This is a genomic window from Arthrobacter sp. AG367 (genome assembly GCF_007828995.1).
Classification (GTDB): domain Bacteria; phylum Actinomycetota; class Actinomycetes; order Actinomycetales; family Micrococcaceae; genus Arthrobacter.
Genome location: NZ_VIVE01000001.1, coordinates 1,314,977 through 1,341,363, shown reverse-complemented (window position 1 = coordinate 1,341,363; position 26,387 = coordinate 1,314,977). Strand labels below are relative to the sequence as shown.

Sequence of the window (26,387 nt, the reverse complement as noted above, 5' to 3'; positions counted from 1 at the left end):
CAGAATGTACCTTTCGATGGCGGCTCGGAGAGGGGCTCGACTGTCACACAGCCCGGCCCAGGGAAGCGCCGCCGTCGTGTCACCGAAGTCATTTGGAGGGCACCATGGAGTTTATGATCAGCGGACGAAATCTGACAGTTTCAGACCGGTTCCGCGAGTATGCCGGGGAAAAGATCGCGAAAATTGAATCGCTGGGCGACAAAGTCCAGCGGGTCGACGCGAAAGTCTCCAAGGAGACCAATGCCCGGCAGACCGGCGACCAGCTGACCGTCGAGGTGACAGTCCTGGGCCGCGGACCCGTAATCCGTGCCGAAGCAAGCGCCGCAGACAAGTTTGCCGCCTTTGACCTCGCCTACAACAAACTGCTTGAGCGGCTCCGGCGGGCCAAGGACCGCAAGAAGGTCCACCACGGCCGCCACACTCCCAAGGCTGTCCGTGAGGCCACCGCCTCACTCGAGCCCGCCAGTGCCCATGAACCGCTGTATCTTGAGGCCAACCACCGGAATGAAGCGGTGACAGCCCCCGAAGACAAATCGCCGTACGATGTTGACAACGACATCCCGGCCGGAAACTCACCGGTGCTGATCCGGCGCAAGGTCTTTCCCGCCGCATCACTCTCCCTCGACGACGCCGTAGACAATATGGAGCTTGTGGGCCACGACTTCTATCTCTTCGTGGACAAAGCGACCAACACGCCCTCCGTCGTGTACCGCCGCCGTGGCTGGACCTATGGGGTCATTACGCTGGACCATGAATGCGAGCCGGGAGACACCGTGGTGGAGGAAAAGATTCTTGCCTACCGCTCCGACGACGCCGCCGCCAACGCTTAGGGTGGACCAAACCACCAGCAGAGAGGACTGAATTGTCAGCAACGCTGAGCCTTCACCAGGCACGGCGGATCGCATTGGCAGCGCAGGGACTCCATAAAGTACGGCCCACCGGCCCCGTGACAGCACGGGCGGTGGGCCGTACTTTTGCCCGCCTCCAGCTCGTCCAGATCGACTCCGTGAACGTCCTGGTCCGCAGCCATTTCCTGCCCTTCTATTCCCGCCTTGGCAACTATGACCGGGACATCCTGCAGCGCATGTCTGCCAGCCACCCCCGCCGGATGCTGGAGTACTGGGCACACGAAGCGAGCTACATCCGGCCGGAGCATTACCAGGATCTGCTGCTGTGGCAAAAGCGCTCCTGGGTGGGCGCCTCCCGGCTGGATCCCGGGCTCCGCAACGACGTCGCAGACCGGATCCTGGCGGTCCTGGCCAGGTCCCGGCCCATGACGGCCTCCGAACTGACCGCCCGGATTGGCCACGTTGAGGAAAAACAGACAGTCGACTGGGGGTGGAACTGGAACGCGGTGAAACGGGTCCTTGAACACCTCTTCGAAGAAGGGCTGGTATCGGCAGCCTCGAGGACCGGGCAATTCGAGCGCAGATACACGCTGACAGCCAAAGTCCTCCCACGCCCTGCCGAAGCAGGAGGGGAAGTCGACCCAACAGCTGCGCTCCGCCGGCTGACCGAAGCGGCGGCCCGGGCGCACGGGATCGGAAGCATCCGCTGCTTCGCCGACTACTTCCGGACGCCCGTCAAGGCAACGGCGCTCGCCGTGGCGCACTTGGTGGAGCAGGGCAGGCTGGAACCGGTCAACGTGCCGGGGTGGGGGAGGGACGTGTTCCGGCATGTCGAGGCTGTACTGCCGCGGCGTGCCACCGGCCGGGCCCTGTTGAGCCCGTTTGATTCCATGGTCTTTGAACGCCGGCGCCTGCTGGAACTGTTCGGCTTCCATTACCGGATCGAGATCTACACCCCGGAGCCCAAACGGCGCTACGGCTATTACGTCCTGCCGTTCCTGCTGCGCGACAGGATGGTGGCCAGGGTCGACTTGAAGGCGGACCGGTCGGGCGGCCGTCTGCTGGTGAGAGCCGCCTTTGCCGAGCCGGACGAACCCGCGGACACCGCCGTCGAACTCGCTGCCGAGCTGAGGCTGATGAGCCAGTGGCTTGGCCTGCCGGATGTGGAAGTGGGGCCGGCAGGAGACCTCGCTGCAAGGCTTGCCCATGAGCTGGCACGGCTGTAAGGAGTATCCGCTCTCAGGGAAAAGGGGGCACCGGCCGCGTGTCTCTCCCGTAGACTGAACACGCCAGAATTCGGCGGCATCAGACTGGGAGCATCTTCACGTGGCATCACTTATCGAAAAAATTCTCCGCACGGGTGACAAGAAAACACTCCGGCAGCTGCGGAACTATGCCGATTCCATCAACGCCCTCGAAGACTCATTCAAGACCTTTACCGACGCAGAGTTGCGTGAGGAGACTGACCGTCTCCGCGAACGCCACCAGGACGGTGAAAAGCTCGAAGACCTGCTTCCGGAGGCTTTTGCCGCCGTGCGCGAAGCGTCCTCGCGGACCCTGGGGATGCGCCACTTCGATGTCCAACTGATGGGCGGCGCTGCCCTGCATTTGGGGAACATCGCTGAAATGAAAACCGGTGAAGGCAAGACCCTGGTGGCGACCGCTCCCGCCTACCTGAACGCCCTCACCGGCAAGGGTGTCCACGTGGTCACCGTCAACGATTACCTGGCCGAATACCAGTCCGAACTCATGGGCCGTGTCTACCGCTTCCTCGGCCTCACCAGCGGCGTCATCCTCGCCAACCAGGATCCTGCCGTGCGCCGCCAGCAGTACGCCGCGGACATCACCTATGGAACCAACAACGAGTTCGGGTTCGACTACCTGCGCGACAACATGGCCTGGGACCGGAACGAACTGGTCCAGCGCGGCCACAACTTCGCCATCGTCGACGAAGTCGACTCCATCCTTATCGATGAAGCGCGTACGCCGCTCATCATCTCCGGCCCTGCCCAGGGGGACACCAACCGCTGGTACAGCGAGTTCGCCAAAGTGGTGCTCCGGCTGCAGCCGGACAAAGACTACGAAGTCGATGAAAAGAAGCGCACCGTCGGCGTCCTGGAGAGCGGAATCGAAAAGGTCGAGGACTACCTTGGCATCTCCAACCTGTACGAATCCGCAAACACCCCGCTGATCGGGTTCCTGAATAACGCCATCAAGGCCAAGGAACTGTTCAAACGGGACAAGGACTACGTCATCCTGGACGGCGAAGTCCTGATCGTTGACGAGCACACCGGCCGCATCCTGGCCGGGCGACGCTACAACGAAGGCATGCACCAGGCGATCGAGGCCAAGGAAGGCGTCGAGATCAAAGCGGAAAACCAGACCCTGGCCACAGTCACCCTGCAGAACTACTTCCGCATGTATGACAAGCTTTCCGGCATGACCGGCACCGCCGAGACTGAGGCGGCCGAGTTCATGAGCACCTACAAGCTCGGCGTGGTGGCCATCCCCACCAACCGGGACATGCAGCGGATAGACCAGCCGGACCTCGTGTTCAAGAATGAGGTTGTCAAGTTCGACGCCGTAGTGCGGGACATCGCCGAACGCCACGAAAAAGGCCAGCCTGTCCTCGTGGGCACCACCAGCGTGGAGAAGAGCGAGTACCTGTCCAAGCTGCTCGCCAAGGAAGGCATCCGGCACGAAGTCCTGAACGCCAAGAACCACGCCCGCGAAGCCGCCATTGTCGCCCAGGCGGGCCGGAAGGGCGCAGTCACCGTGGCCACCAACATGGCCGGCCGCGGCACCGACATCATGCTCGGCGGCAACGCGGAGTTCACCGCCGTGGCCGAGCTTGCCAAGCGCGGGCTGGACCCCGAGGAGAACTCGGAAGAATACGAGGCAGCCTGGCCTGCGGCACTTGAAGCTGCCAAGCAGTCCGTGAAGGACGAACACGAGGAAGTCCTGGACCTCGGCGGTCTCTATGTCCTGGGCACCGAGCGCCATGAGTCACGCCGCATCGACAACCAGCTCCGCGGCCGTTCCGGCCGCCAGGGCGATCCCGGGGAATCCCGGTTCTACCTCTCGCTGACAGACGACCTTATGCGGCTCTTCAACTCGGGAGCCGCGGAACGTCTGATGAACAGCTCGGTCCCGGACGACGTCGCGCTCGAATCCAAGCTTGTCTCGCGTGCCATCGCGTCCGCGCAGGGCCAGGTGGAAGGCCGGAACGCCGAGCAGCGCAAGAACGTGCTGAAGTACGACGACGTCCTGAACCGTCAGCGCGAAGCGATTTACAGCGACCGCCGGCGCATCCTTGAGGGCGATGACCTGCACGAGAAGGTGCAGTTCTTCATCGAAGACACCATTACGGCGCTGATCGACGCCGCAACGGCGGAGGGGAACGGTGACGACTGGGACTTCCACCAGCTGTGGACCAACCTCAAGACGCTCTACCCGGTCAGCGTTTCGGCGGAAGACATCATCGAGGAAGCCGGGGGCAAGTCCAGGGTCACCGTGGAGCTGCTGAAGGAGGAAATCCTCTCTGACGCCCGCCTGGTGTACCAGGCCCGCGAGGAGGTCATCGGCTCCGAAAGCATGCGCGAGCTCGAGCGCAGGGTGGTCCTGTCCGTCATCGGACGCAAATGGCAGGAACACCTCTACGAGATGGACTACCTGAAGGAAGGGATTGGCCTGCGCGCCATGGCACAGCGCGATCCGCTGGTGGAGTACCAGCGCGAGGGCTTCGCCATGTTCCAAAGCATGATGGAAGCCATCCGCGAGGAAAGCGTTGGATTCCTCTACAACCTTGAGGTGGAAGTAACCCCCGCCCAGGATGTAGTAGTACAGGATGCCGCCGGCGGGCATACCGAGCACGTTGACCCCCAGGTTCACGCCGCCGGCCTCGAAGCCCCCGAGAAGCCTGCGCAGCTGCAGTACACGGCTCCCTCGGAAAGTGGAGGAACCCAGACACGCGTGGAAACGCGCGCCGGAAGCGGTCGCTCCGGCAATCCTGCCAAGGCAGCTGCCCAGGATGCAGCCAAACGCCCCGCGAAAAAGAAGAAGCGCTAGCAGGACAGCTGCAGGTACCCGCCGGCGGCGGCAAACAGGGCAGGGACGGACGCGTCCCTGCCCTGTTTGCGCGTCGCCTGTTCCGTACCACCGCACGCCCCAGGTATTTCGACGGGTCAGCCGATGACAAGTTCAACAACCCGCCACACCTGCTTGCTGCGCTCAAGCCGGACAGCTACGGCACGGGCCCGCACATCATCCACCACTACAGCACTGGCCTCGTAGATTCCGTCGGCCACTTCACAGACCCGCACGGAGCGGACTGTTGAATTCCGGTGGAGCCGGGCCAATGCAGGATTGCCGGTCCTGGTGAGCTCGCGCCTGATCAGCGCTGCCCGGTGCTGCAGCGATGCCAGGCAGCGCGGGTCCAGGCGCCGCGCCAACTGCTGGATGGGGCGGATTCCGGCCAGGACCTCCATGGAAGCCTGAACTGTCCCGCGGGTAATGGCCCTGACCTCCGCAGCCTCGCTAACTGGCCGCAGCGATGGAGGGGTTGCCCCGGTGGATTGGCCGGAGCGGGTTGGCGTCGACACAGGCAGCGGCTTTGCGGGTCCGGCCCCTCCCTGCCTGGACTCGGTGGCCGGACCTTCAACGGCCCGGATAGGTGTCACTGCGGTCATGGCATTCCCCTTGGTTGGTGTGACTGGTGATTAGGCTTGCTTCTGGTTCGACGTGATGTTGGTGCTTTGACCGGTTATTGGTGCGAGTGGGTCACTGACAGCGGCTACGACGCTGCCGGCGCCTGGAGTATCTGGCCTGGAAGCAGGACATCCGGGCTTCCACCGATCAGTGCACGGTTCGCGGCGTACCAGCGCGGCCATTCAAGAGCGATGTCCACATCCGATGCCTCCGGACCCAAATGGGTGGCTACGATGTCCCACAGCGTGTCGCCCGCGAGGACCGTCACTGCCTTTGCCGGGCCACCCCTGCCATTGGCACCAGGGCCACTGCCGCCCCACTCCGGCGCGGTCCTGGTTTCCGGTCCGGCCAGCAGGCCGGGCTCCACCACAGGGGGAGCGGGCTGCCAACCGGGGTCGATCGGAGTGACGGTGGGCGGTGTCATGGAATTCCATGCCGGCGACGGCCCTTCCCGGCCGGTTGGCGCTGCTGCAACAGGGAGAGGCGGGTTTTTAACGCGCACACCGCCCGGGCTGTCGCTGACCGTGGGCAGCGGACCATCTTGGGGAGCCGCCGGGTCTGACGGAGCCGACGACGCCACGTGTGCCTGTGTAGGCGTCCACTCGGGCCCGGGAGCGCTTAGGACCGCCGCATGTGCGGCGACACCTGACGCAAGTTGTATTGAGAGTGCCGCGACAACTGCCCTCCGCATGAAAGCGGGCGAGAGCCTCCGCGCGGCCGCTGCGGCCCGCCGTCGTCCCAGGCGTTCCAGCAGAACGGATGCCCCGGCGGTCAGGATCGAGACACCCCACCAGAGGAGAAGGCCAATGCCGGTGGCCGCTGTGGTCCCACCCAGGAGGAGGTCCACGGATTCGCCCTGGTGCCGGGCCATGGATTCCTGCCACTGGGACAACAGGCCCGTTCCGAGGAAGCAGAGCAGAATGCCGAGTACTAACAGGGCCAGGACCATGCAGGCATCCGACCATTGGATTCTGTCTCCCCGGCCCATTAGTACTCCTTTGATAGCGGTTGATGCTGTTTATTGATGTTTGAATCAGTTTGGACCGCGATCAAAGTATTTGTCCATACGTTGGAATGAAAAAGACGGCGCATTGACGGGCCGGACAGGGGGACCCTACGCTGGCGGAATGCGCTGGGATGCACTCTTCAATGACATGGAAAGCCAGCTTGCGGAGGCTGAGCGGCTGGCGCTGGACAGTGAGGTCAACGAGCGCGCGCGGGCAGAAATGGTGAGCCTGCCCCTTGAAGGCAGGTTGCGCGCCGCTGTTGGGTACCGGATCGGTGTTCAGCTCATTTGCGGCGAAACGGTGCACGGGGAACTGACGCATGCTGGAGCGGATGCACTGGTCCTGGATGAAGGCCAGCACCAGGTGCTCATCCCCTATGCGGCGGCGGCACGCTACGTTGGCCTGGGCAGGCACGCATTGGCGGAGACTTCACCGGTCCGCCGGTCGATCGGATTGGCGCATGCCCTGCGTGGCCTGGCGCGCGACCGGGCGGAGCTCTCGGTAACGATTGGTGGTGGAGCCGGGACCAGCAGGCTGGCAGGCGTGATCGACCGTGTTGGCAGGGACTACATCGACCTGGCCATGGTCAATACCGGGGAGCCCCGGAGGGGTCACAGTGTAGGCCAGGTTTCAGCAATACCTTTCACGGCCCTGGCCATGATCAGGTCATACAAACCCGGGGGGAGCTAGCGGCGTCAGACGGACTTCGAGCGCGATTCCTGGATCATGCGGCTGGCCTCGGCGTAGCGTTCCTCGATGTACTGCTCCAGCATCTTCTCTTCGACCCGCCATTGCCCGCGGCCACCCACCTGGATAGCCTTCAGCTCACCGCTGCGGACCAGGGCGTAGGCGGCAGGGGAATTGATCTGGAGCTGCTCCGCGACGTCGGCGAGTGTGAGGAACCTGGGCATGTATCCATTTTGCCATCAAGTGGCTCATTTTGTGGCTGTTATCCACAGATTGGCGCCATTTAGACAAATGACTTTTGTTCACCGGGCCATGCGGTAACAATGAGGAGTCCGGCCAGAGCGGACAGGTTCGGTATACCTGGGGGGAGAACGGTATGGTTCCTGATTCAAGTGCAACTGCAGCGCGGCTTAAGCGTCCATCGTGGAAGGACCCCCGGCTGCTGGTTGGCGTTCTCCTGGTCCTGGTGTCCGTCGCCGGAGTCGTCTTCCTTGTCGGAAGTGCAGACCGCACCACCGAGGTCTACGCCGCACGGGACGGCATAGCCGTTGGTGAGCGCCTGACGCCCGACAATGTAGTCCGCGCCAAGGTCCGGCTGGGCGATGCCGAACAGCACTACATCACTGTCGAGGCCGGCCTGCCCCAGGACGTGGTCGCGTTGCAAAGAATCGCAAAAGACCAACTGGTTCCCAGGGCAAGCCTCGGCACGGTGGATCGGCTGGACCGGAAGCCCGTCGCCCTCAGCGTTGAGCAGACCTTGCCGTCACAGGCAGTTGCCGGTGCCCGCGTGGACGTCTGGGTGGCACAGCCGGATGCGAAGAATGGATTCAGCGAGCCCAGGCTGATCCTTCCCGGAGCGGAAATTGCAGAGGTCTCCACGGGATCCACCGCTCTTGGATCGTCAAAGACCACTGTGCTGATGGTCCTGGTGGAGGACAAGCAGATGCCTGCGTTGCTGGGGGCCCAGGCAAACGAGGCCAAGATCTCCGTGGTGTGGAATCCGGGCGGCGCCCGATGAACATTCCCGTTGTCACCGTCGGCCAGAGCCGCGAGGACCTGGTGGGCGGGCTCGAAAGACTCCACGGCCCGGTCACGGTGGTTCGCAGGTGCGCTGAACTTCCCGAACTGCTTGCTGCCTGCCAGAGCGGGCTGGCGAGGGCGGCAGTCGTGGCAGAGGGTTCAGAGGGGCTGACCGCGTCCCTGGTTGACCGTCTTGGAGCTGTTGGCGTGGCGATCGTCGCGCTGACCGATAACGCGGAGGAGGCAGCCAGACTCCGCACGATAGGTGTCGCTTCGGCGCTGTCGGGCGTTGAGTCCGCGGAGCTTTCGGAAAGGATCGCGGACGCCGTCGCCCAGCTGACCGGCGCGCTTCGTCCGGCGAACCTCAGCGCGCCCGCCGATACCGCTGCTGCACTGGCAACGGATCCCGTTGTGCCGGCGGTGGACGAGGAGGGGCGCGGGGCCGGGCAGCTGATCGTTGTTTGGGGTCCCGCCGGATCTCCGGGACGTACAACGGTTGCTGTGAACATCGCCGGTGAGATGGCCGCCGACGGCCGGTCAGTCCTGCTGGTCGACGCCGACACGTACGGCGCCAGCGTGGCGGCAGTGCTGGGACTCCTGGATGAGTCAGCCGGGCTTGCCCAGGCGTGCAGGCTTGCAGACCAGGGCCTGCTGGACGCCGAGGCACTGCGGAAGGTGGCCGCCACGGTCGCCACCACGGCCGGGACGTTCCGGGTGCTGACCGGCATAACCCGGGCCGATCGGTGGACGGAACTCCGCGCCCCTGCCCTGGGACTGGTCCTTGAGCGGGCCCGGCAGATTGCCGATGTTGTGGTGGTGGACACCGGGTTTTGCCTTGAGGCGGATGAGGAACTGAGCTTTGACACCACGGCGCCTCGACGGAACGCGGCGACACTGCGTCCGCTGGAACTGGCGGACACTGTGTATGCCGTCGGCGCTGCTGATCCCGTGGGTGTTCCACGGCTGGTCCGTGCACTTGCCGAGCTGGAGGGCGCAGTCCCGCAGGCATCGCCCACGGTCGTAATGAACAAGGTGCGTTCGTCGTCCGTGGGAAGGGCCCCCGAGCGCCAACTGCGGGATGCGTGGGAACGGTACGGCCCCGCGTCCAGCCTCAAGGCATTCCTGCCTTACGACCCTGTCGCCGCCGACGCCGCACTCCTGGCGGGATCACTGCTGATCGAAGCGTCGCCCGAATCGACCCTCCGGCGCGCTATCCGGGAACTGGTTTGTGCACCCGACCAGCGAAAGTCCAAATCATCTGTATTTTCTTCCACACCGCGGCGAAGGGCAAAGGACTAGGCTCGCCATAAGAGCTGCAAAGGTGCGGCGAGAATCTCTGATGGAGGCGTTGTCGATGTCGTCTGGATCCAGTGTGGAGGATCAGCCCCTCTCCATTGAAAGCCTTGAAGGCTTCATGGGGGACTACTACCAGCACCTGGCTGAGGAGGATGCCCGAAGCTACCCCCGCGACGTACTGGAGTCCCGGGCCGAGGAACACCGCCGGACAGCATCAGTACGGCAGCCCGGGCAGGCGAAGATCTCGATCATCGACGAAGAGGACAGCAGCGTCATCTTTGTCGTCACCGACGACATGCCGTTTCTTGTCGACTCAGTGAACTCAGAACTGGTCCGGCAGCACGCCGCCATCAAGCTTGTGGTCCACCCGCTTTTCGTGGCCACCAGGAACCGGGAAACGGGCGAGCTGGTCAAGGTCAACAGGGTCCCCGCGCACTTGGGCATATCAAGTGGGGATACCGCGGCAATGCCAAACCTCTCCCACCTCATCGCGCAGGGTGAGAACGCGTCGCACATGGAGTCGTGGATCGCCGTCGAAATCCAACGCGTCTCCGACGACGTGAAGGCGTCCCTGCTCGCCGGCCTGACCCGCGTGCTGAAAGATGTGCGCGCCGCCGTTGAAGACTGGCCCAAAATGCGCCAAAAGGCCCTGGAAATCGCCGAAAGCCTGGACCGGGTGGCCAATCCCGCCCAGATTGCCGAACTGCGGCAGGCCAAGGACCTGCTGCGGTGGCTTGACGAAGGGAACTTCACGTTCCTCGGCTACCGTGAGTACGACCTTCTCAACGTGGACGGCGAAGACGTCCTCGAACTGCGCGAGGACAGCGGCCTCGGGCTGCTGCGCGCGGCCGCCGACTCCCCGCACATCCAGCACCTCACTGATACCGGCCGTAAGAAGGCCCGCGAAAAGCGTGCACTGGTCATCACGAAGGCCAATTCACGGTCCACCGTCCACCGCTCGGCCTACCTGGACTACATCGGCATCAAAAGCTTCGACGCCGCGGGCAACGTCAACGGGGAGCGCCGTTTCATCGGTCTTTTCGCCACCAGCGCCTACGCCGGCTCCGTCCGCGATATTCCCATTGTCCGGGAGAAAGTGGATGCCGTGCTGCAGAGCGCGGGTTTCCCGCCGGACTCGCACTCGGGCAAGGACCTCCTGGGAATCCTCGAAACCTACCCCCGGGATGAACTTTTCCAGATCGAAATTCCCGACCTTGCCGCCACCGCGCTGGGAATCCAGAAGCTGCAGGAACGGCGGCGTACCCGCCTGTTCCTGAGGCCGGACATCTACGGCCGGTTCATGTCCGCCGTCGTTTACCTGCCGCGCGACCGTTACACCACCAACGTCCGGCTTCGCATAGAACAGGAACTGCGGGAAACGTTCCAGGCGGTCTCGATTGATTACGAAGCCCGTATGACGGAGTCCGCCCTCGCCAGGCTGTTCTTCCGTATTCGGCTGCCCAAGGATGCCGATGTCAGCCACGTCAACAGCGATGAGCTGGAAAAGCGGCTGGTCCGGGCCGCAAGGTCATGGAGTGAAGGCATCGCGGAAGTCCTGCGTGAAGGGCGGGATGCGACCGAAGCCAAGGAACTCGCCGCTATCTGGGCCGAAGCATTCCCGGCCAGCTACCGCGTGGACTACGAAGTAGAGGACGCGCTTGAGGACATTGCGCGTTTCGAAAAGTACGGGGCCGCCGCGGAGCGGAGCACCGGCGCGCGGCAGGAAAGGCCCGGCGTCCACGTGTACCTTCCAGAAGGGGCCGGCGCCACCCTGGAAGAGGATGCAAGGGTCAAGCTCTACATGCTGGAGCCCAAGAGCCTGAGCCAGATTTTGCCGTACTTCCATAATCTCGGACTCGAGGTCCTGGATGAACGGCCGTTTGAAATCGAAACAGCAGACCACCGCGACTTCTTCCTGTACGACCTGGGTTTGAAATACCCGGCCGGCGTGGACCCGATGTCAACGGGAGAGCTTCTCGCGGAATCCTTCGGGGCGGCTGTCACGGGCGCTGCGGAATCGGACAGCTTTGACCGGCTGGTGCTGAGGGAGGGCCTGCACTGGCGGCAGATCACCGTACTGCGCGCCTATGCCCGTTACATGCGCCAGATGGGCAACAGCAGCTCCTTCGGCTTCATGGCGGACACGCTCCTCGCGAACCCCAACGTGACAAGGGGCCTCACGGCGCTCTTTGCCGCCCGCTTTGACCCGGCCTTGACTGACGGAGACCGGTCCGAGGCACAGGCCTCCGTGGGACGGGACCTGGCAGCATCCATCGAAAAGGTGGCAACGCTGGACGCCGACCGCGTGCTGCGCACCTTCGTCAACCTCATTGAGGCCACGCTTCGCACCAACTTCTACCAGGACAAGCCGCACCTGAGCTTCAAGCTGGATCCCGCGCGGATCGAAGGACTGCCCTTCCCGCGGCCTATGTTTGAAATTTGGGTTTACTCCCCACGAGTTGAGGGTGTGCATCTTCGGTTCGGCAAGGTGGCGCGTGGCGGATTGCGCTGGTCTGACCGGCGGGAGGATTTCCGGACGGAGGTCCTGGGCCTGGTGAAGGCGCAGACGGTCAAGAACGCCGTCATCGTGCCAACCGGTGCCAAGGGCGGCTTCTTCGCCAAGCAGCTTCCCGATCCCGCCACGGACCGCGCCGCCTGGATGGCCGAGGGCGTCGAAAGCTACAAAACGTTCATCCGTGGGCTGCTGGATCTAACTGACAACCTTCTCACGGAAGGCGGCGGCGAACGGCTCGTGCCGCCGTCGAACGTTGTCAGGCATGACGACGACGACTCCTACCTGGTGGTCGCGGCGGACAAGGGAACGGCTACTTTCTCAGACATTGCCAACAGCCTTTCCGCGGAGTACGGCTTCTGGCTTGGCGACGCCTTCGCCTCCGGCGGCTCCGTGGGGTACGACCACAAGGCCATGGGCATCACGGCCCGCGGCGCCTGGGAATCGGTCAAGCGGCACTTCAGCGAGCTGGACCTGGATACCCAGACCGAGCCGTTCACGGTGGTGGGTGTGGGGGACATGTCCGGTGACGTGTTTGGCAATGGGATGCTCCTGTCCCGGCACATCCGCCTTCTGGCTGCCTTCGACCACCGGCACATCTTCCTGGACCCGGAGCCGGACGAGGAGTCCTCGTTTGCGGAGCGGCAGAGACTTTTCGAGCTGCCCCGGTCCTCGTGGGACGACTACGACAAGTCGCTGATCAGTGAGGGCGGCGGGGTCTTCGCCCGGCAGGCCAAGTCCATTCCCGTGTCCACGCAGGTTCGGACCGCGCTGGGGCTCCCGGCGGACACCACTGAACTCAGCCCTCCCGAGCTGCTGCGTGCCATCCTGCTGGCGCCTGCCGACCTTCTCTACAACGGCGGTATCGGTACCTACGTCAAGGCGAGTTCCGAATCCAACGCATCCGTGGGGGACAAAGCCAACGATGCCATCCGCGTCAACGGCCGGGACCTGCGCGTCAAGGTGGTGGGTGAAGGCGGAAACCTGGGCATGACCCAGCGCGGACGTATCGAGGCAGCGTTGCAGGGCGTCATTCTCAACACGGACGCGATCGACAACTCCGCCGGCGTGGACTGCTCGGACCACGAAGTGAACATCAAGATCTTCGTTGACCGGATGGTTGCGGCTGGCAAACTGCCGGCCGGTGAGCGGGCCGACTTCCTCGCCTCCATGACCGATGAGGTGGGCCGGCTGGTCCTCGAAGACAACATCGACCAGAACATCCTGCTGCTGAACGACAGGACCCGCGTCGCGGAGTGGAGCCCGAGCTACGAGCGGCTCATGGACTGGCTGGAGAAGAGCGCCGACTTGAATCGCGACCTGGAAGCGCTGCCCAGCACGGCAATGCTCCGGGACCGGCTGCAGCAAGGCCAGGGCCTGACTTCTCCCGAGCTTTCGGTGCTGGCCGCCTACGCCAAGATCGAGCTTGCCTCGGCGCTGCGGGACAGCGACCTTGCCGATGACCCGTGGTTCCGGCAGACGCTGCGTTCCTACTTCCCGCACCAGGTGCGCGAACGCTTCGACGCGGAACTGGACACCCACCCCCTGCGCCGCGAGATTATCGCCACCGTGGTGGCGAACGACATGATCAACCTGGGCGGCATCACCTTCGCCTTCCGCGTCATGGAGGAAACCTCGGCCAGTGAAGTGGCCGTGGCCAAGGCATTCGTGGCGCTGCGCGAGGTGTACGAACTGGATGCGATGGTGGGCGAGCTGAACAGCCTGCCTGCCTCGTTCCCCACGGAGCACTGGAGCACCGTCCACCTGGACATCCGCCGGCTTCTGGACCGGGCTGTCCGGTGGCTGCTGAGCCAGGAGAGCGTTTCACGCCCCATCGCCGACGTGGTGGCCGAGTTCAAGCCGCTCATGGATCCCATGCGGGCCCGGCTGCTGGACTACCTGCGCGGCGACGACCGCGAGCGGGTGGCGGAATGGCTGGCGAAGGGCCGCGAGTGGCAACTGCCCGAAGGCCTTGCCCTGCGCTGGGCAGAACTGTTCGAGAGCTTCGTGCTGCTGGACATCGCAAAGATCGCCCGGACCCGGAAAGACCCGGTGGAGCAGATCGCCGCCGTCTACTACACGGTGTTCAACCGGTTCCATGCCGACTCGCTGCTGGAGCGGATCAGCAGCCTGCCCCGACAGGACCGGTGGCAGGCGCTGGCAAGGGCTGCCCTGCGCGACGATCTGTACTCAACGGTGTCGGACATGACGACGGCGGTGCTGGACGCTACGTCTGCCGCCGACGCCCCCGATGCACGGCTCAAGGACTGGGAGGCACAAAATGCCGAGCAGCTGGGCAGGGCAAAGAGCATGTTCGACGAGGTGAATGCACTCGAGGCCGACGACATGGCCTCGCTGTCGGTAGCATTGAGGCTCTTGAGGTCAATCGTCCGACGCTAGCAATCCGGCGTCGCAAATGGAGGTGCAGTGGCAATCTTTACGGACCCTATCAGGGAACATGCTGATTTCGGGCCGGGCGATGCCGAATGGCTGCACCTCCTGGTGGGGGACTGGCAGATGGTCGCGGACTTGGCGTTCGCCGACCTGGCGCTCTGGTTCCCCCACCCGGAGCTTGGCTACATCGCTTTGGCGCACGTACGCCCGTCCACCACGCACACGGCGTTCCACAGCGACTTTGTCGGCGAGGGAATCCGGTCAGACCTGCAACCGCTCGTGGACAAAGCCTGGAACTCCCGGTCCATTGAGCGCTCCAGCGAGACGAACTGGAACAGCGAGATGGCGCTGCGGGTGGAGGCCGTCCCCATGGTCCGCAACGGCCGGACCCTTGCGGTAGTCACCACCCATATGGACCTCTCCAGTTCACGCATGCCGTCACGGCTGGAGTTGACCTACCGCCAGTGCGCCTACGACCTCCTGCGGATGGGCACGCTTGGGTTGTGGCCCGACTTCGCCTCACCTACCGGCTCCCGCCGGGGCGCGCCCCGCGTAGGGGACGGCCTCATCCGGCTGGATGCCGATGGCGTGGTCCAGTACGCCAGTCCCAACGGAGTGTCGGCCTTCCGGCGCCTGGGTGACGGCGAATCCCTGGAAGGGCGCTCGCTCGCCGAAGTCACCGCCGGCCTGCTCAAGGACCGGCGCATGGTCGATGAGACCCTGCCGCTGGTTGTCACCGGACGCATGCCATGGCGCAGCGAGATCGAGTCCCGCGGGGTCAGCCTGTCCCTGCGGGCCATTCCGCTCCGGGACGAACAGCAGCGGTTCGGCGCCCTGGTTCTCTGCCGTGACGTCTCCGAGTTGCGCCGACGCGAAATGGAGCTGGTGACCAAGGACGCCACCATCCGGGAGATCCACCACCGGGTCAAGAACAATCTCCAGACCGTGGCTGCGCTCTTGCGGATGCAGTCCAGGCGCATGGTCAGCGATGAGGCGAAGCAGGGCCTGGAGCAGGCGATGCGGCGCGTTGCCACGATCGCGCTGGTCCACGAGACATTGTCGCAGGGCCTGACGCAAAGTGTTGATTTCGACGAACTGATCGGGCGCCAGTTCCGGCTGTCTGCTGAGGTGGCCTCCCCGTCGCAGCAGGTCCGGACCGAACGGTCAGGGACCTTCGGTGAACTTCCCAGCGATCTTGCCACCCCGCTGGCCCTCGTCATCAACGAACTGGTGACCAACGCTGTGGAGCATGGCCTTGAAGGAAGGGCAGGAACAGTCTGGCTTGTTGCCGACCGGTCCGAAGGGGACGACGGCGAAGAACTGACTGTGACCATCGCCGATGACGGGGTGGGGCTTCCGCAGACTCCGCACGTTGAGGGGCTCGGGCTTCAGATCGTGCGCACGCTTGTCACCAGCGAGTTGGGCGGGACCATCACGTGGGAGCGCCGCGAGGGCGGCGGGACTGAGGTCAAGATCCGGCTCAGCCTGGCCGGGAAGTAGAGGGTGCCGGTCCGGCCACATCCAAGGGCCGGACGGTGAGTAATACAGACACCGTAGAACAGACAGAGGCCCCTGGACGATCCATGTGGATTGTCCAGGGGCCTCTGTTCTGCGGTTGCTGGGCCCGATGCTGACCGGCCTGCGGTGCCGTGCCTTCCTAGGAGGCGCGACGTGCGCGGGCGGCGCGCCGTTTAAGCGCGCGGCGCTCGTCTTCGCTCATGCCGCCCCATACGCCGGCGTCCTGGCCGGACTCGAGGGCCCACTGCAGGCAGGTGTCTACGACAGGGCACCGGCGGCAGACGCTCTTGGCTTCCTCGATCTGCAGGAGGGCAGGTCCTGTGTTCCCAACGGGGAAAAACAGTTCCGGGTCCTTGTCAAGGCACGCTGCGCGGTTACGCCAATCCATGCTGATCAGTTGCTCCATTTCTGGGAAATGCCTTTGTGAAATTATTCACTAGTGGCTACAAAGGAAAGGGGCCCTCAGGGCCCCCTTGGTCATCTGCATCAAGCCTGTCATGTTAACGCTGTGTAAACAAGGGGTAATAACGCTTGATATCCGCTGAAACCTGAGCGATGCATCACAGTGTCGGCTCCCGCCCTCACCAGTGTCCGACTATGTCCGGTAGGGTGCCAGTGTGTCAAGACCCCCGGTAAACCCAGCAGGCGCCCCCTCTTCTCCTGATGAGCCCCGTGACGGTGCTGACCCTTCGGCCGGCGATCGTCCGGCAACCGTGCCGGCCGCGGCCAAGGTGGTGGCCATTGTTTCTGCTGCAGAGGCGACGGCTTTGCTGGCAGCCGCCGGGTGGTACGCCTACGAGCTGCTCAGCGGGAGCCCCGTGCTGTCCTTCTGGGGTGCCGTCTTCACCTTGGGGCTCCTGCTTGCTTTCTCCACGTGGCTGTTTGCCGTGTCCGTCTTTTTGTACAGGGGCTATCGCTGGACCCGGGCGGCCGCATTGGTGGCCCAACTGTTCGTCCTGACCATAGGCGTACCCGCCATAACCAGCGGCCTGGTCCTTGCCGGGTTGGCGATGCTGGTACCCGCTGTTGTCGCCATCGTCCTCCTTTTCTCCAACAACGTGATCAACCATGCCTCCCGAACCGGAAGTGCTCCGCCCGCACTTTGACCTGCAGCGCGGGGCCTGGCCGCCTCTCCGCGGGACGGCGTTCGACGGGCACCGGCATGCTCAGCCTGTCGCGCCCGCCCAGGCCACCTGAACGGGGCAGGACCGCCCGCCGGAGATGAGGACGCCACGCCCCGGCGGAGCGTTGGACTCAACTTCGAACCTGATCCCAAACAGGTCGCCATCCGCCAGGGAACGTGGACCCAGCAGAAGTCCGGCGCCGGCGCCCCTTGCGTTCATGACCAGCGGAACGCGTTGGAAAAGCATTGGGCTGAAGGCAGCAGTGACCATCAGTGAGTGGCCCAAAGCGGCCAGCTGCTCCAAAGCCCTCAACGCCGGAAGGGCCAGCAGATCAACGTCGTCAACCAGCAGTACGGTCTCCCGCGAAAGCCCCCCGCTCTCCGCCTGCATAAGCACGTCCCGCCAAAAATCTTCTGCGCCTTCTGCCGGTACCGGACACGTGCACCACTGCTGTCCCGGGTTGAGTGCTGCCAGCGCGAGCAGGGTATTGCTTTTGCCGCTTCCCGGGTTGCCAAGAATGGCGGTGACTCCGCTGCCAGGCATCCGCAAGGACGCTGGAGCGGGTTCGTCTCCGGCTACACCCAGGAGGACGTTGCGTGGCCGGCGGGGCGGTTCCGATAGTTCGGAGCAGTGCGTACCGCCAGGCGGGTCCTGGTCTGGGGACCGCAGGGCTCGTTGGGGTGTCCCCGCCGCCGACATGACCGCTGCGACCTGCCGGACCGTGATTTTCGCCGGGAGGGGTTCAATGCGGAATGGAGTCGATGCGGCTGGCGGATATCCGGCGCCTCTCCGGCCTGTGCCAGCCTGCAGATCGGGGGTGCGGTAGAACTGGCAGGCAACGGGGTTGCCGCCCGAGACAGGGCCGAAGGCTACAGCCCTGCCCTTGACGGCCGGGACGGCAGGCATCCGCGGCCACAGGGCGCGGTTCTCCTCGGTGGAGCAGGCTGGAAAAAAGAAACGATTGGGAAGTGCACCAAAGAACTTGGCGGTGACAAGCTCCCGCTCCCCATGGACCAGGAGCGTTATCCCTGCCCTGGCGCCGTCGCGCACGAGGTCCAGAACCAGATCTTCCGCCCAGGCCAGCGGTCCGGACCGGAATGCCGAAACCCAGGATCCCCAGCCGATGATGACGAGGACGAGAGGTTCCGGATTGGAGGCGGGTTGACTCAACCGCTGCCCCAGTTCACGGACGAGCCGTTCCAGGATGCGCACTCCACGCCGCAGATCGTGCAAGGCGGCGTGGGCGCCCACCCGTGCTTCACCTGCCAGCGGGCAAAGACTCCCGTCCGCGTCCAGGAAATAGAAATGGGCTCCATCAGGACTGGCCATTAGTTCATGGACAGTTAATTCCAGTGCCGATCCGGCCCCGGAAGTTGGACTGCCAATGAAGGCTGCGTGACCGTGCTTGGCATGGCTCCACAGAAGGGGCTGAAGTTCTTGTTGCTCGGGAACATCCATCAGGCCGAGGCAGATCTGGCCCGCCACAGCCACGGGTTCCAGGGCCAGTGAGTCAGCGGTTCCCGAATCCGAGGATGGCGCGTTCGGGTCGGGCTTTTCCAGTTCAGTCGGCAGTGGAGGTGCGACAGGCCTTCTCGGTGCTGGTCTCTGCTGGGCAGCGCACAGGCTCCTCACCAAGGCTGCCAGCGGTTCCACTGCCTGTGCGGGGGTGGGTGCAGGGGCTCGTCTGTCGCCTGGTTCGGCTGCCTGGCAGGCGAGATAGTCCATTGTCCGCTGGACAGAAACGGCACTTGGCTGTTTGCGATCGGAGACTGACGACAGGGACGCGGCCTGGAACTCCTCGGCCGGCTCCGTTCCGCGCGCCAGGAAGGCGCGGCCGGGGGTCTTAACACTGATGGCCGAAGCGTCCCTGGAATTGACGATGTCGACAGATTCCATGTCGGACTGCACGCGAAGTGCAATGCTCGAGGTGACGTTTGCACGGATGTCAGCTGTCAACGCTCCCTGCGGCCTCTGAGTGGCCATGATCAAGTGGATGCCCAGTGACCGTCCGATCGATGCTATCCGCAGCAGCTCACGAAGCACTTCCGGCGCGTCGTCAACCAGCATCCTGAACTCATCGATGACGATGACGAGGTGGGGGAGCACAAAATCCTTGGCCGCCGGTGCGGAGCGGTACGTGGAGACGTCAGGGACGCGGGCCGCGGCGAGGCAGCTCTCCCGCAGCCTCACTTCGGCGCGAAGCGATGTCAGTGTCCGCTCCATCTCGGAATCGGAAAGATCCGTCTGCAGTCCCACGCAATGGAAGAGCCCGCTGAGCGGACCAAGACCTGAACCGCCCTTGAAATCGATGAAGAAGAAGTTGACCCGGTCCGGCGGATAGGACAAGGCCAGCGCCAGGGCCATGCTCCGGAGCAGTTCCGACTTCCCTGAGCCTGTGGTGCCTGCCACCACGAGGTGCGGACCGTCGGCCAGGAGGTCGAAGGTCTTCGTTCCCGACCTGCAAACGCCCAAGGGTACGGGCAATCCGATGTTTCGGGCGCTGCAGTCCCATCTGCTTGCGGTAGCCGCGAGCGTCAGTGGCAGGACTTCGTCAAGGCTGCAGGAAGCGGGAACGGTCTTGGCCTGTTCCTTGTCACGAATCAGGGCACCGGCGAGGTGCCGGCAGAAAGCGGTAAAGACTTCGTCCGGGACCAGGTCAGGGACAAACACAGTACCGCGGTGGTTCTGCACCACGGTTGATGCGCGCTCGGACAGGAGGACGTCAGGTGCAGGCCAATCGCCGTCTTCGGGCAGGAAGTGAAGAACCTGCCACCCCCGCTGGAGCGCTGCTTCCCGGAGCGACTTTTCCACCACCGCTCCGGAGTTATCCCCCCGGATCAAAAGGACTCCCCGCCCGCAGCCCTGCTGCTCGCTGCCGTCCACTGCATTGAGGGCGGCGGGCAGTGTTGCAGTGAGCGTCACTCTGCTGAGATACCGGGCTGCGAGGGGTAGGGCTTCCGGCAGCCCGTGGACGACGACATTCATCGTGCCCGTGCGCGGGTATGCCGCAAGTTGCATGAGAAGGGAGCGGAGGGTGCCATCGGTGGCAAAGCGCGGGCCGCCCAGCGTGGTGAGCGGGACGTCCGGGTCCAGAACGACGGGGACGATTCCTGCCCGTGGGATGGTCGCGGCAGCACCGGGCGGTTCGATCCTGACATTGGCCGGCTGTTCTGCCTGTCCCAGCCGCAGCCACACCCCGTCGCCGGGTGAATCCGGGCTGGACGTCCCTTCAGTCCGCCGGGCCGCAAGAGCAACGATGGACAGGGAAGGGGCGCACCGTCGTCGGCGTTCCCTGTCATCTTCAACAGCCGACTTCAGGGCCGCGGACAGGTCCCGCCTGTGCCGCCGTCCGCTGACCGCGGGCACCAGGACCGAAAACACCGAAACCGCGGAAAAGGCCAGAAACATCCACATGCCGGTGAGAAAGGCCAGCAGTACCCCAAGTGCCAGTGGGAGAATCGCGGTCAGAAGGAGTGCCGCGCGGTTTCCTGGATCAGGGCGGCCGGACACCACGATAGGTTCCGCCACCGACTTTCCTGCTTCCGAGAGGACTCTATGGGGCACATCTGCAAACACCAGCGATAGGTTCGATTGACCGCACCTGATGGTTGAGTCCGTTGAGATAACCGTGTTCCGTATCCTTTGGCCGTCGACATACGTCCCGTTGGCGCTGTCCAGGTCAACCAATATGATCTCCGTGTCAGTGACCACCACACTGGCATGTTCACGGGACAACTCCGGGTCCGGGATGACAATCCGTGTGCCGCTTCGACCGATGGTGTAGGTGCCACGCCGTAATGGCACAACGGTTCCCGCTGCTGCTCCGCTGTCGATGGCGAGGACCAGGGGAGGGACGGCATCGGCAATTGGCGGGCGCCGTGGCCGCCTGCTCGAAGGTGGGGTGCCGCCGTCGACAAGGATTGCCGCCTCTACGAGCGGCGGCACGCCGAGGACCAGGGAACGCAGATCCTGCCCGTCCACTCTGACTGAGCCCGCACCGTACTTCCGGACCAACTGTTCGTGAATGACGTACCCTGCCGTGCCGGCCGGTGCATCAATGGACAGTTCCACGGGTGGCTGGGGACGCGGTGATCCCGGTCCGCCCACCAGAGTGCAATTAAGCGTCATGGGTAGTTGGTCCCTCGTGCATGCATCCACGCTAGCCACCGGGCTCAGTGCGGGGCATTGGCTTCTGCGCCTATGTGGATAAACCGCACTGGGATAACGGGGTCCTTCGCCTGCCCACCGGGACTCCGTGTGCCGGGTCACAGCGGGAATGCTGATTCGACGGGCCCTGCAGTCACTCGGGTAGGCTAGAGCAGCAGACACTGCGCACCATTGCGCTGCCCGCATTCGAACCAGGAGATTTTGTGACCGCTGACCTCGTCATCGTAGGGTCCGGCTTTTTTGGCCTGACAATCGCAGAACAGGCCGCCACTGAGCTCGGCCTGAAGGTCGTTGTCATCGACCGCCGCCACCACATCGGCGGAAACGCGTACAGCGAAAAGGAAGAGCAGACCGGGATCGAGATCCACCGGTACGGCGCCCACCTCTTCCATACCTCGAACGAGCGGGTGTGGGAGTACGTCAACCGGTTCACCACCTTCACTGACTATGTGCACAAGGTCTATGGCGTCCACAAGGGCGAGGTCTATTCGCTTCCCATCAACCTGGCCACCATCAACCAGTTCTTCCGGGCCAATCTCACCCCCGGCCAGGCCCGCGACCTCATCCAGGAACAGGCAGGGGAACTGGCGGGAACTGACCCCCAGAACCTGAACGACAAGGGCATCCAGCTGATCGGCCGCCCCTTGTACGAGGCCTTCATCAAGCACTACACCGGCAAGCAGTGGCAGACAGATCCCAAGGACCTGCCGGCCGGTATCATTTCTCGGCTGCCTGTGCGCTACAACTATGACAACCGGTACTTCAATGACAAGTACGAGGGCCTGCCGACCAACGGCTACACCGCCTGGATCGAAAAGATGGCAGAGCACCCCAACATCGAGGTGCGGCTCAATACCGACTTCTTCGACGAGTCCCACGAGTACAGCAAGAACAAGGTCGTGGGCAACATTCCTGTCGTCTACACCGGCCCGGTGGATCGGTACTTCGACTATGCCGAGGGCGACCTGTCCTGGCGCACCATCGACTTCGAGGAAGAAGTCCTTGAGATGGGCGACTTCCAGGGCACGTCGGTTGTGAACTACAACGACGCAGACGTCCCCTACACCCGCATCATCGAACCGCGCCACTTCCACCCGGAGCGCGACTACCAGACCGAAAAGACGGTCATCATGCGCGAATTCTCGCGCTTTGCCGAAAAGGGCGATGAGCCTTACTACCCGGTCAACACCTCCGCGGACAGGGAACGCCTCCTGAAGTACCGAGACCTCGCTGCGGCCGAAAAGGACGTATTGTTCGGCGGCAGGCTGGGCACCTACAAGTACCTCGACATGCACATGGCCATCGGCGCCGCTCTCAGCATGTTTGACAACAAGATCCGGCCGCACTTCGAAAGCGGCGTACAGCTTGAAAGCGGGGGAGTCGACGCATGAGCGTCCCTACCGACAACAAGACGAAGAACACCGTGAGGGCTGACGCTGTTAAGGACCGGGGAGCGTGGCAGACGCTTCAGCGTGTGATCCTGCCCAGTGCCAGCCAGATGGACACGGTGCCCCTCTATATGGACATGGGCACCGCGACGGGCATTCAGTTGCCCACCGCCGGCGACCGCGACGGTAAGACCGCGAAGCCCCGGACCATCAGCAGCCCCACCAAAGAAGCGCACGTTGAAGACTTCCTTTCGCGGCACTCAACGTCTGTCCGTTCCGGCGAACGGGTGTCTTTCGGCACCTACTTCAACGCTTTCCCCGCCAGCTACTGGCGTCGGTGGACGACAGTAGACAAGATCCGGCTCCAGGTCCGGACCCAGGGCGCCGGCTCGGTTATCGTCTACAAGTCGAACGCCCGCGGTTCCCTGCAGCGGGTGGACACCCGCCGGGTTGAAGGCAACGCGGAGAGCACGTTTGAACTTTCACTGGCGCCCTTCGGCGACGGCGGGTGGTACTGGTTCGACCTGCTGGCCGGAACCGAGCCCTTGATCATGCTCGACGCGGAATGGCAGGGTCCGGCGGTCGAAACAACGCCGGGGTCCGTCACGCTCCAGATCACCACCCTGAACAAAACGGATTTCTGCCTCAACAACCTGCGGCTCCTTGCCGACAGCGAAGAAGCGCTGGCCCACGTGCAGGAAATCCTGATTGTTGACCAGGGCACACAGAAACTTTCCGACGCTGAGGGGTTCGACGACGTCAAGCGTTCCCTCAGGGGCAAGCTCCGCATCATCAACCAGTCCAACCTGGGCGGTTCGGGCGGGTTTGCGCGGGGCATGTTCGAGGCTGTCGAGAACGGCAGCGACTACGCCCTGTTGATGGATGATGACGTCGTTGTTGAGCCTGAGAGCATCATTCGCCTTCTGACGTTCGCGGACCGGTGCAAGACTCCGACCCTCGTCGGAGGGCACATGTTCGACCTCTACAACCGGACGGTCCTGCACACCTTCGGCGAAGTGGTAAACCCTTACCGGTTCCAGCCTTCGCTTCCCAGCGAGGACATGATCCTGGGCCACGACTTCCTGTCGTCCAACCTTCGCCAAACCCCGTGGCTGCATCGGCGTTGCGACGTCGATTACAACGGCTGGTGGATGTGCCTGATCCCCACCCAGGTGATCCGGGAGATCGGACTCTCACTCCCGCTGTTCATCAAGTGGGACGATTCCGAATATGGGCTGCGGGCCAAGGCGGCCGGATACCCCACGGTGTCGCTGCCGGGCTCAGCTGTTTGGCACGTGTCCTGGATTGACAAGGACGACCTCGTTGGCTGGCAGGCCTACTTCCACGCCCGCAACAGGGTGGTGGCCGCCCTCCTTCACAGCCCCTACGAGTTTGGCGGCAGGGTCATCAAGGAGTCGCAATACGCTGACGTCAAGCATCTGGTGTCCATGCAGTACGCCACGGCCCAGGGCCGGCAATGGGCCCTGGAGGATGTGTTGAAGGGGCCGGAAGCCTTGCCAGGGCTGTTGTCAGCGAAACTGCCGCAGATCCGCGAGATGATGTCCGCGCATTCGGATGCTGTCTTCCGTCCTAATCCGGAAGACTTCCCGGCCCCCAAGATGGATAAGCCTCCCCGCCGGGGCCACGGTCCCTCGAAGCCGGGAAAGCTGACACTTCTGCCCTGGGCTGCCAAGACCGTCGTTCGGCAATTGGCGAGCCCTGTCCATGGCACCAGCGCAGAGCGCCCGCAGACAACTATCGCCCACCAAGACAACCGGTGGTGGCGCATGGCGCAGTACGACAGCGCTGTAGTGTCCAACGCTGAAGGCACCGGAGCCTCCTGGTACCGCCGGGATCCCAAGGAACTGAGGAAGATGCTGGCCGAAAGTGCCCGTCTTCACTCTGCCCTCCTCAAGGACTGGCCGGCCCTAAGCAGGAAGTACAAAGCAGCAGTCTCGGACCTCACCTCCATGGAGTCCTGGAGGAAGACGTTCGAACAACATACCCAGAACGAGATCAAGTGAGCGCAATCGCATCCGGTGAGTTGACCACTCCCGGACTGGGGGGTGGCCTGCGGGACATCAGGCAGTCAGGCTTCCTTCTTAAGCTGCTGGTACGGAAAGAACTCAAAGTGCGCTACCGAGGGTCGGTCTTGGGCCTGCTCTGGTCGTATGTGAAGCCCGGCGTGCAGTTCATCGTCTTCTATGTGGCCCTGGGAGTCTTTCTCGGACTGGAACGAAGCTCACGGAATCCGGAGGGGCTGACAAACTATGCGGTCTACCTGTTTTCCGGAATTGTCCTGATCAACTTCTTCTCAGAGGCCCTGGGCAATGCGGCCAGGTCCATCGTCAATAACGGAAACCTCATCAAGAAGATCTATCTTCCGCGCGAGCTCTTTCCTGTGGCGTCAGTGTGGGTTTCTGCTGTGCACTTCTTCCCGCAGCTGGTGGTGCTCATCGTCGGTTGCCTATTCGGCGGTTGGCATCCCAACGTGTTTCAATTGCTCGCTGCGGTGGCCGGCTTTGCTATCGTTGCCCTCCTTGCGACGGGCCTGGGTCTTCTGTTCGGCGCGGCCAACGTCTACTTCCGTGACTCCGAGAACCTGGTGGACATGCTCCTGATGGTTGCCACCTGGGCATCGCCCGTCATGTATGCATGGTCCATGGTGCAGGAGAAGCTGGGAGCAGGATGGTTCGCCGTCTACCAAGCGAACCCGATCACGATCGGCGTAGAGCTTTTTCACTACGCGTTTTGGTTCCCGACGACTGACGGTTCCGTCTCCATGCCCCCCAATCTGTTTAGTATTTGGCTGCTGGTTGGGCTGGGTGTTGCCTTGGCGATCCTCGTCTTGGGCCAATTCACTTTCCGCCGCCTTGAGGGCCGTTTCGCGCAGGAGCTCTAAGTGGTCAACGCAATTGAAGTTTCTGACATCAGCAAGCAATTCGTCCTTCGTCATACGCGATCCATCAAGGAAGCCGTCGTTTGGCTCGTGAAAGGGCGCAAAGGGGATCTTTCGGAGAAGTTCCACGCACTGAAGAACGTTTCTCTCAACGTCGAGGCGGGGGAAACTGTGGCGCTGCTGGGCCTGAACGGCTCCGGCAAGTCCACTTTGCTCAAGCACATTTCCGGAGTCATGCTTCCTGATTCAGGAACGGTAAAGACAAGGGGCAGGGTCGCAGGACTGATCGAAGTCGGCGCGGGCTTCCACCCGGACCTCTCCGGACGCGACAACGTGTTCCTTAACGGCGCCATCCTGGGAATGACTGAGCAGCAGATCAAGGACCGGTTCGACGATATCGTCGAGTTTTCCGAGATCGGACAATTCATCGATACAGAGGTTAAGTTCTATTCCTCCGGCATGTACTTGCGGCTGGCGTTTTCGGTTGCTGTCCACACAGACCCGGAAGTCTTTCTTATTGATGAGATCCTTGCGGTCGGAGACGAACCTTTCCAGCGCAAATGTATTGACAAGATCCAGGAACTGGCCCGGGACGGTAAGACCCTGGTCGTGGTAAGCCATGACCTGGACCTTGTCTCCCGGATTTGTCAGCGGGGTGTTCTCCTCAAACACGGAGAAATGATCTACGACGGCCCGATACGCGAGGCCGTCGGCCTGTTGCGTCATTGAGCCAAGTAACCTTATGTCGCGGTTAGCATCCTAACCGGCCGCGATGTTTCAACGGGCAGCAGCGGCATGCAGAATACCCGCGCTCCAGTAG

At 63.3% G+C, this 26,387-nt stretch carries 18 protein-coding genes; 13 read left to right on the top strand and 5 right to left on the bottom strand.

Annotated features, from left to right (window positions below; genetic code table 11):
• Positions 1 to 104 precede the first annotated feature (104 nt).
• The 3 genes from hpf to secA all read left to right on the top strand — a co-directional run bounded on the left by hpf (position 105) and on the right by secA (position 4,916).
• Entirely contained in the window at positions 105 to 830 is a 726-nt protein-coding gene (gene hpf / locus FB478_RS06215) for a ribosome hibernation-promoting factor, HPF/YfiA family (RefSeq protein ID WP_144599958.1), read from the top strand.
• Positions 831 to 862: 32 nt separating this feature from the next.
• Entirely contained in the window at positions 863 to 2,074 is a 1,212-nt protein-coding gene (locus FB478_RS06210) for a winged helix-turn-helix domain-containing protein (protein WP_144599956.1), read from the top strand.
• A gap of 100 nt (positions 2,075 to 2,174) precedes the next feature.
• Positions 2,175 to 4,916: a preprotein translocase subunit SecA gene (gene secA / locus FB478_RS06205; protein WP_018768509.1), complete on the top strand. Its 2,742-nt coding sequence runs from the start codon at positions 2,175 to 2,177 to the stop codon at positions 4,914 to 4,916.
• A gap of 116 nt (positions 4,917 to 5,032) precedes the next feature.
• Here the strand turns inward: secA and FB478_RS06200 are convergent, their stop codons facing one another.
• On the bottom strand, positions 5,033 to 5,536 hold the full coding sequence (locus FB478_RS06200) for an Rv3235 family protein (RefSeq protein ID WP_144599955.1): 504 nt from the start codon (positions 5,534 to 5,536) through the stop codon (positions 5,033 to 5,035).
• Between the two features lie 104 nt (positions 5,537 to 5,640).
• The gene (locus FB478_RS06195; RefSeq protein WP_144599953.1) at positions 5,641 to 6,543 is read right to left on the bottom strand and encodes a LysM peptidoglycan-binding domain-containing protein; all 903 of its coding nucleotides are present in this window, start codon (positions 6,541 to 6,543) and stop codon (positions 5,641 to 5,643) included.
• 139 nt (positions 6,544 to 6,682) lie between these two features.
• Here FB478_RS06195 and FB478_RS06190 point away from each other — a divergent pair, with 139 nt between their 5' ends.
• Positions 6,683 to 7,252: a hypothetical protein gene (locus FB478_RS06190; RefSeq protein WP_018768506.1), complete on the top strand. Its 570-nt coding sequence runs from the start codon at positions 6,683 to 6,685 to the stop codon at positions 7,250 to 7,252.
• Between the two features lie 5 nt (positions 7,253 to 7,257).
• Here FB478_RS06190 and FB478_RS06185 read toward each other — a convergent pair whose 3' ends face one another.
• The gene (locus FB478_RS06185) at positions 7,258 to 7,473 is read right to left on the bottom strand and encodes a helix-turn-helix domain-containing protein (protein WP_018768505.1); all 216 of its coding nucleotides are present in this window, start codon (positions 7,471 to 7,473) and stop codon (positions 7,258 to 7,260) included.
• A 152-nt stretch (positions 7,474 to 7,625) separates the two neighbouring features.
• Between FB478_RS06185 and FB478_RS06180 the strand changes: the two genes are divergently transcribed.
• The 4 genes from FB478_RS06180 to FB478_RS06165 are packed head-to-tail and all read left to right on the top strand — an operon-like array spanning position 7,626 to position 15,971.
• Positions 7,626 to 8,267, top strand: coding sequence for a hypothetical protein (locus FB478_RS06180; protein WP_018768504.1), 642 nt, complete (start codon positions 7,626 to 7,628; stop codon positions 8,265 to 8,267).
• Positions 8,264 to 9,568 carry a P-loop NTPase gene (locus FB478_RS06175; protein ID WP_144599951.1) on the top strand — a complete coding sequence of 435 codons (1,305 nt, stop codon included), beginning with the start codon at positions 8,264 to 8,266 and terminating at the stop codon, positions 9,566 to 9,568. The genes FB478_RS06180 and FB478_RS06175 overlap by 4 nt, the downstream gene beginning before the upstream one ends.
• A 55-nt stretch (positions 9,569 to 9,623) precedes the next feature.
• Positions 9,624 to 14,477, top strand: a complete 4,854-nt coding sequence (locus FB478_RS06170; RefSeq protein WP_144599949.1) for an NAD-glutamate dehydrogenase — start codon at positions 9,624 to 9,626, stop codon at positions 14,475 to 14,477.
• Positions 14,478 to 14,504: 27 nt separating this feature from the next.
• Entirely contained in the window at positions 14,505 to 15,971 is a 1,467-nt protein-coding gene (locus FB478_RS06165) for a sensor histidine kinase (RefSeq protein WP_018768501.1), read from the top strand.
• A gap of 157 nt (positions 15,972 to 16,128) precedes the next feature.
• Here the strand turns inward: FB478_RS06165 and FB478_RS06160 are convergent, their stop codons facing one another.
• Complete coding sequence (locus tag FB478_RS06160; RefSeq protein ID WP_003804966.1) at positions 16,129 to 16,377, bottom strand: WhiB family transcriptional regulator; 249 nt, start codon at positions 16,375 to 16,377, stop codon at positions 16,129 to 16,131.
• A 325-nt stretch (positions 16,378 to 16,702) separates the two neighbouring features.
• Between FB478_RS06160 and FB478_RS06155 the strand changes: the two genes are divergently transcribed.
• Entirely contained in the window at positions 16,703 to 17,095 is a 393-nt protein-coding gene (locus tag FB478_RS06155) for a hypothetical protein (RefSeq protein ID WP_144600056.1), read from the top strand.
• Positions 17,096 to 17,155: 60 nt separating this feature from the next.
• Here FB478_RS06155 and FB478_RS06150 read toward each other — a convergent pair whose 3' ends face one another.
• Entirely contained in the window at positions 17,156 to 21,241 is a 4,086-nt protein-coding gene (locus tag FB478_RS06150) for an FtsK/SpoIIIE domain-containing protein (protein WP_144599947.1), read from the bottom strand.
• A 242-nt stretch (positions 21,242 to 21,483) separates the two neighbouring features.
• Here FB478_RS06150 and glf point away from each other — a divergent pair, with 242 nt between their 5' ends.
• From glf to FB478_RS06130, 4 genes are read left to right on the top strand one after another with little or no spacing between them, the layout of a single operon-like run.
• Positions 21,484 to 22,671, top strand: a complete 1,188-nt coding sequence (glf, locus tag FB478_RS06145) for a UDP-galactopyranose mutase (protein WP_018768498.1) — start codon at positions 21,484 to 21,486, stop codon at positions 22,669 to 22,671.
• Positions 22,668 to 24,692 (top strand): glycosyltransferase, encoded by a 2,025-nt coding sequence (locus tag FB478_RS06140; RefSeq protein WP_144599945.1) that lies wholly within the window; start codon positions 22,668 to 22,670, stop codon positions 24,690 to 24,692. The genes glf and FB478_RS06140 overlap by 4 nt, the downstream gene beginning before the upstream one ends.
• Positions 24,689 to 25,570, top strand: a complete 882-nt coding sequence (locus FB478_RS06135; protein ID WP_144599943.1) for an ABC transporter permease — start codon at positions 24,689 to 24,691, stop codon at positions 25,568 to 25,570. The genes FB478_RS06140 and FB478_RS06135 overlap by 4 nt, the downstream gene beginning before the upstream one ends.
• Positions 25,571 to 26,296 (top strand): ABC transporter ATP-binding protein, encoded by a 726-nt coding sequence (locus tag FB478_RS06130; RefSeq protein WP_144599941.1) that lies wholly within the window; start codon positions 25,571 to 25,573, stop codon positions 26,294 to 26,296.
• Positions 26,297 to 26,387: the final 91 nt, after the last annotated feature.

Bases quoted from the DNA above. Each gene is read 5' to 3' on its own strand.
- hpf (WP_144599958.1), top strand. From the start codon at position 105: ATGGAGTTTATGATCAGCGGACGAAATCTGACAGTTTCAGACCGGTTC.
- FB478_RS06200 (WP_144599955.1), bottom strand. From the start codon at position 5,536: ATGACCGCAGTGACACCTATCCGGGCCGTTGAAGGTCCGGCCACCGAG.
- FB478_RS06195 (WP_144599953.1), bottom strand. From the start codon at position 6,543: ATGGGCCGGGGAGACAGAATCCAATGGTCGGATGCCTGCATGGTCCTG.
- FB478_RS06190 (WP_018768506.1), top strand. From the start codon at position 6,683: ATGCGCTGGGATGCACTCTTCAATGACATGGAAAGCCAGCTTGCGGAG.
- FB478_RS06185 (WP_018768505.1), bottom strand. From the start codon at position 7,473: ATGCCCAGGTTCCTCACACTCGCCGACGTCGCGGAGCAGCTCCAGATC.
- FB478_RS06180 (WP_018768504.1), top strand. From the start codon at position 7,626: ATGGTTCCTGATTCAAGTGCAACTGCAGCGCGGCTTAAGCGTCCATCG.
- FB478_RS06175 (WP_144599951.1), top strand. From the start codon at position 8,264: ATGAACATTCCCGTTGTCACCGTCGGCCAGAGCCGCGAGGACCTGGTG.
- FB478_RS06170 (WP_144599949.1), top strand. From the start codon at position 9,624: ATGTCGTCTGGATCCAGTGTGGAGGATCAGCCCCTCTCCATTGAAAGC.
- FB478_RS06160 (WP_003804966.1), bottom strand. From the start codon at position 16,377: ATGGATTGGCGTAACCGCGCAGCGTGCCTTGACAAGGACCCGGAACTG.
- FB478_RS06150 (WP_144599947.1), bottom strand. From the start codon at position 21,241: ATGACGCTTAATTGCACTCTGGTGGGCGGACCGGGATCACCGCGTCCC.
- FB478_RS06140 (WP_144599945.1), top strand. From the start codon at position 22,668: ATGAGCGTCCCTACCGACAACAAGACGAAGAACACCGTGAGGGCTGAC.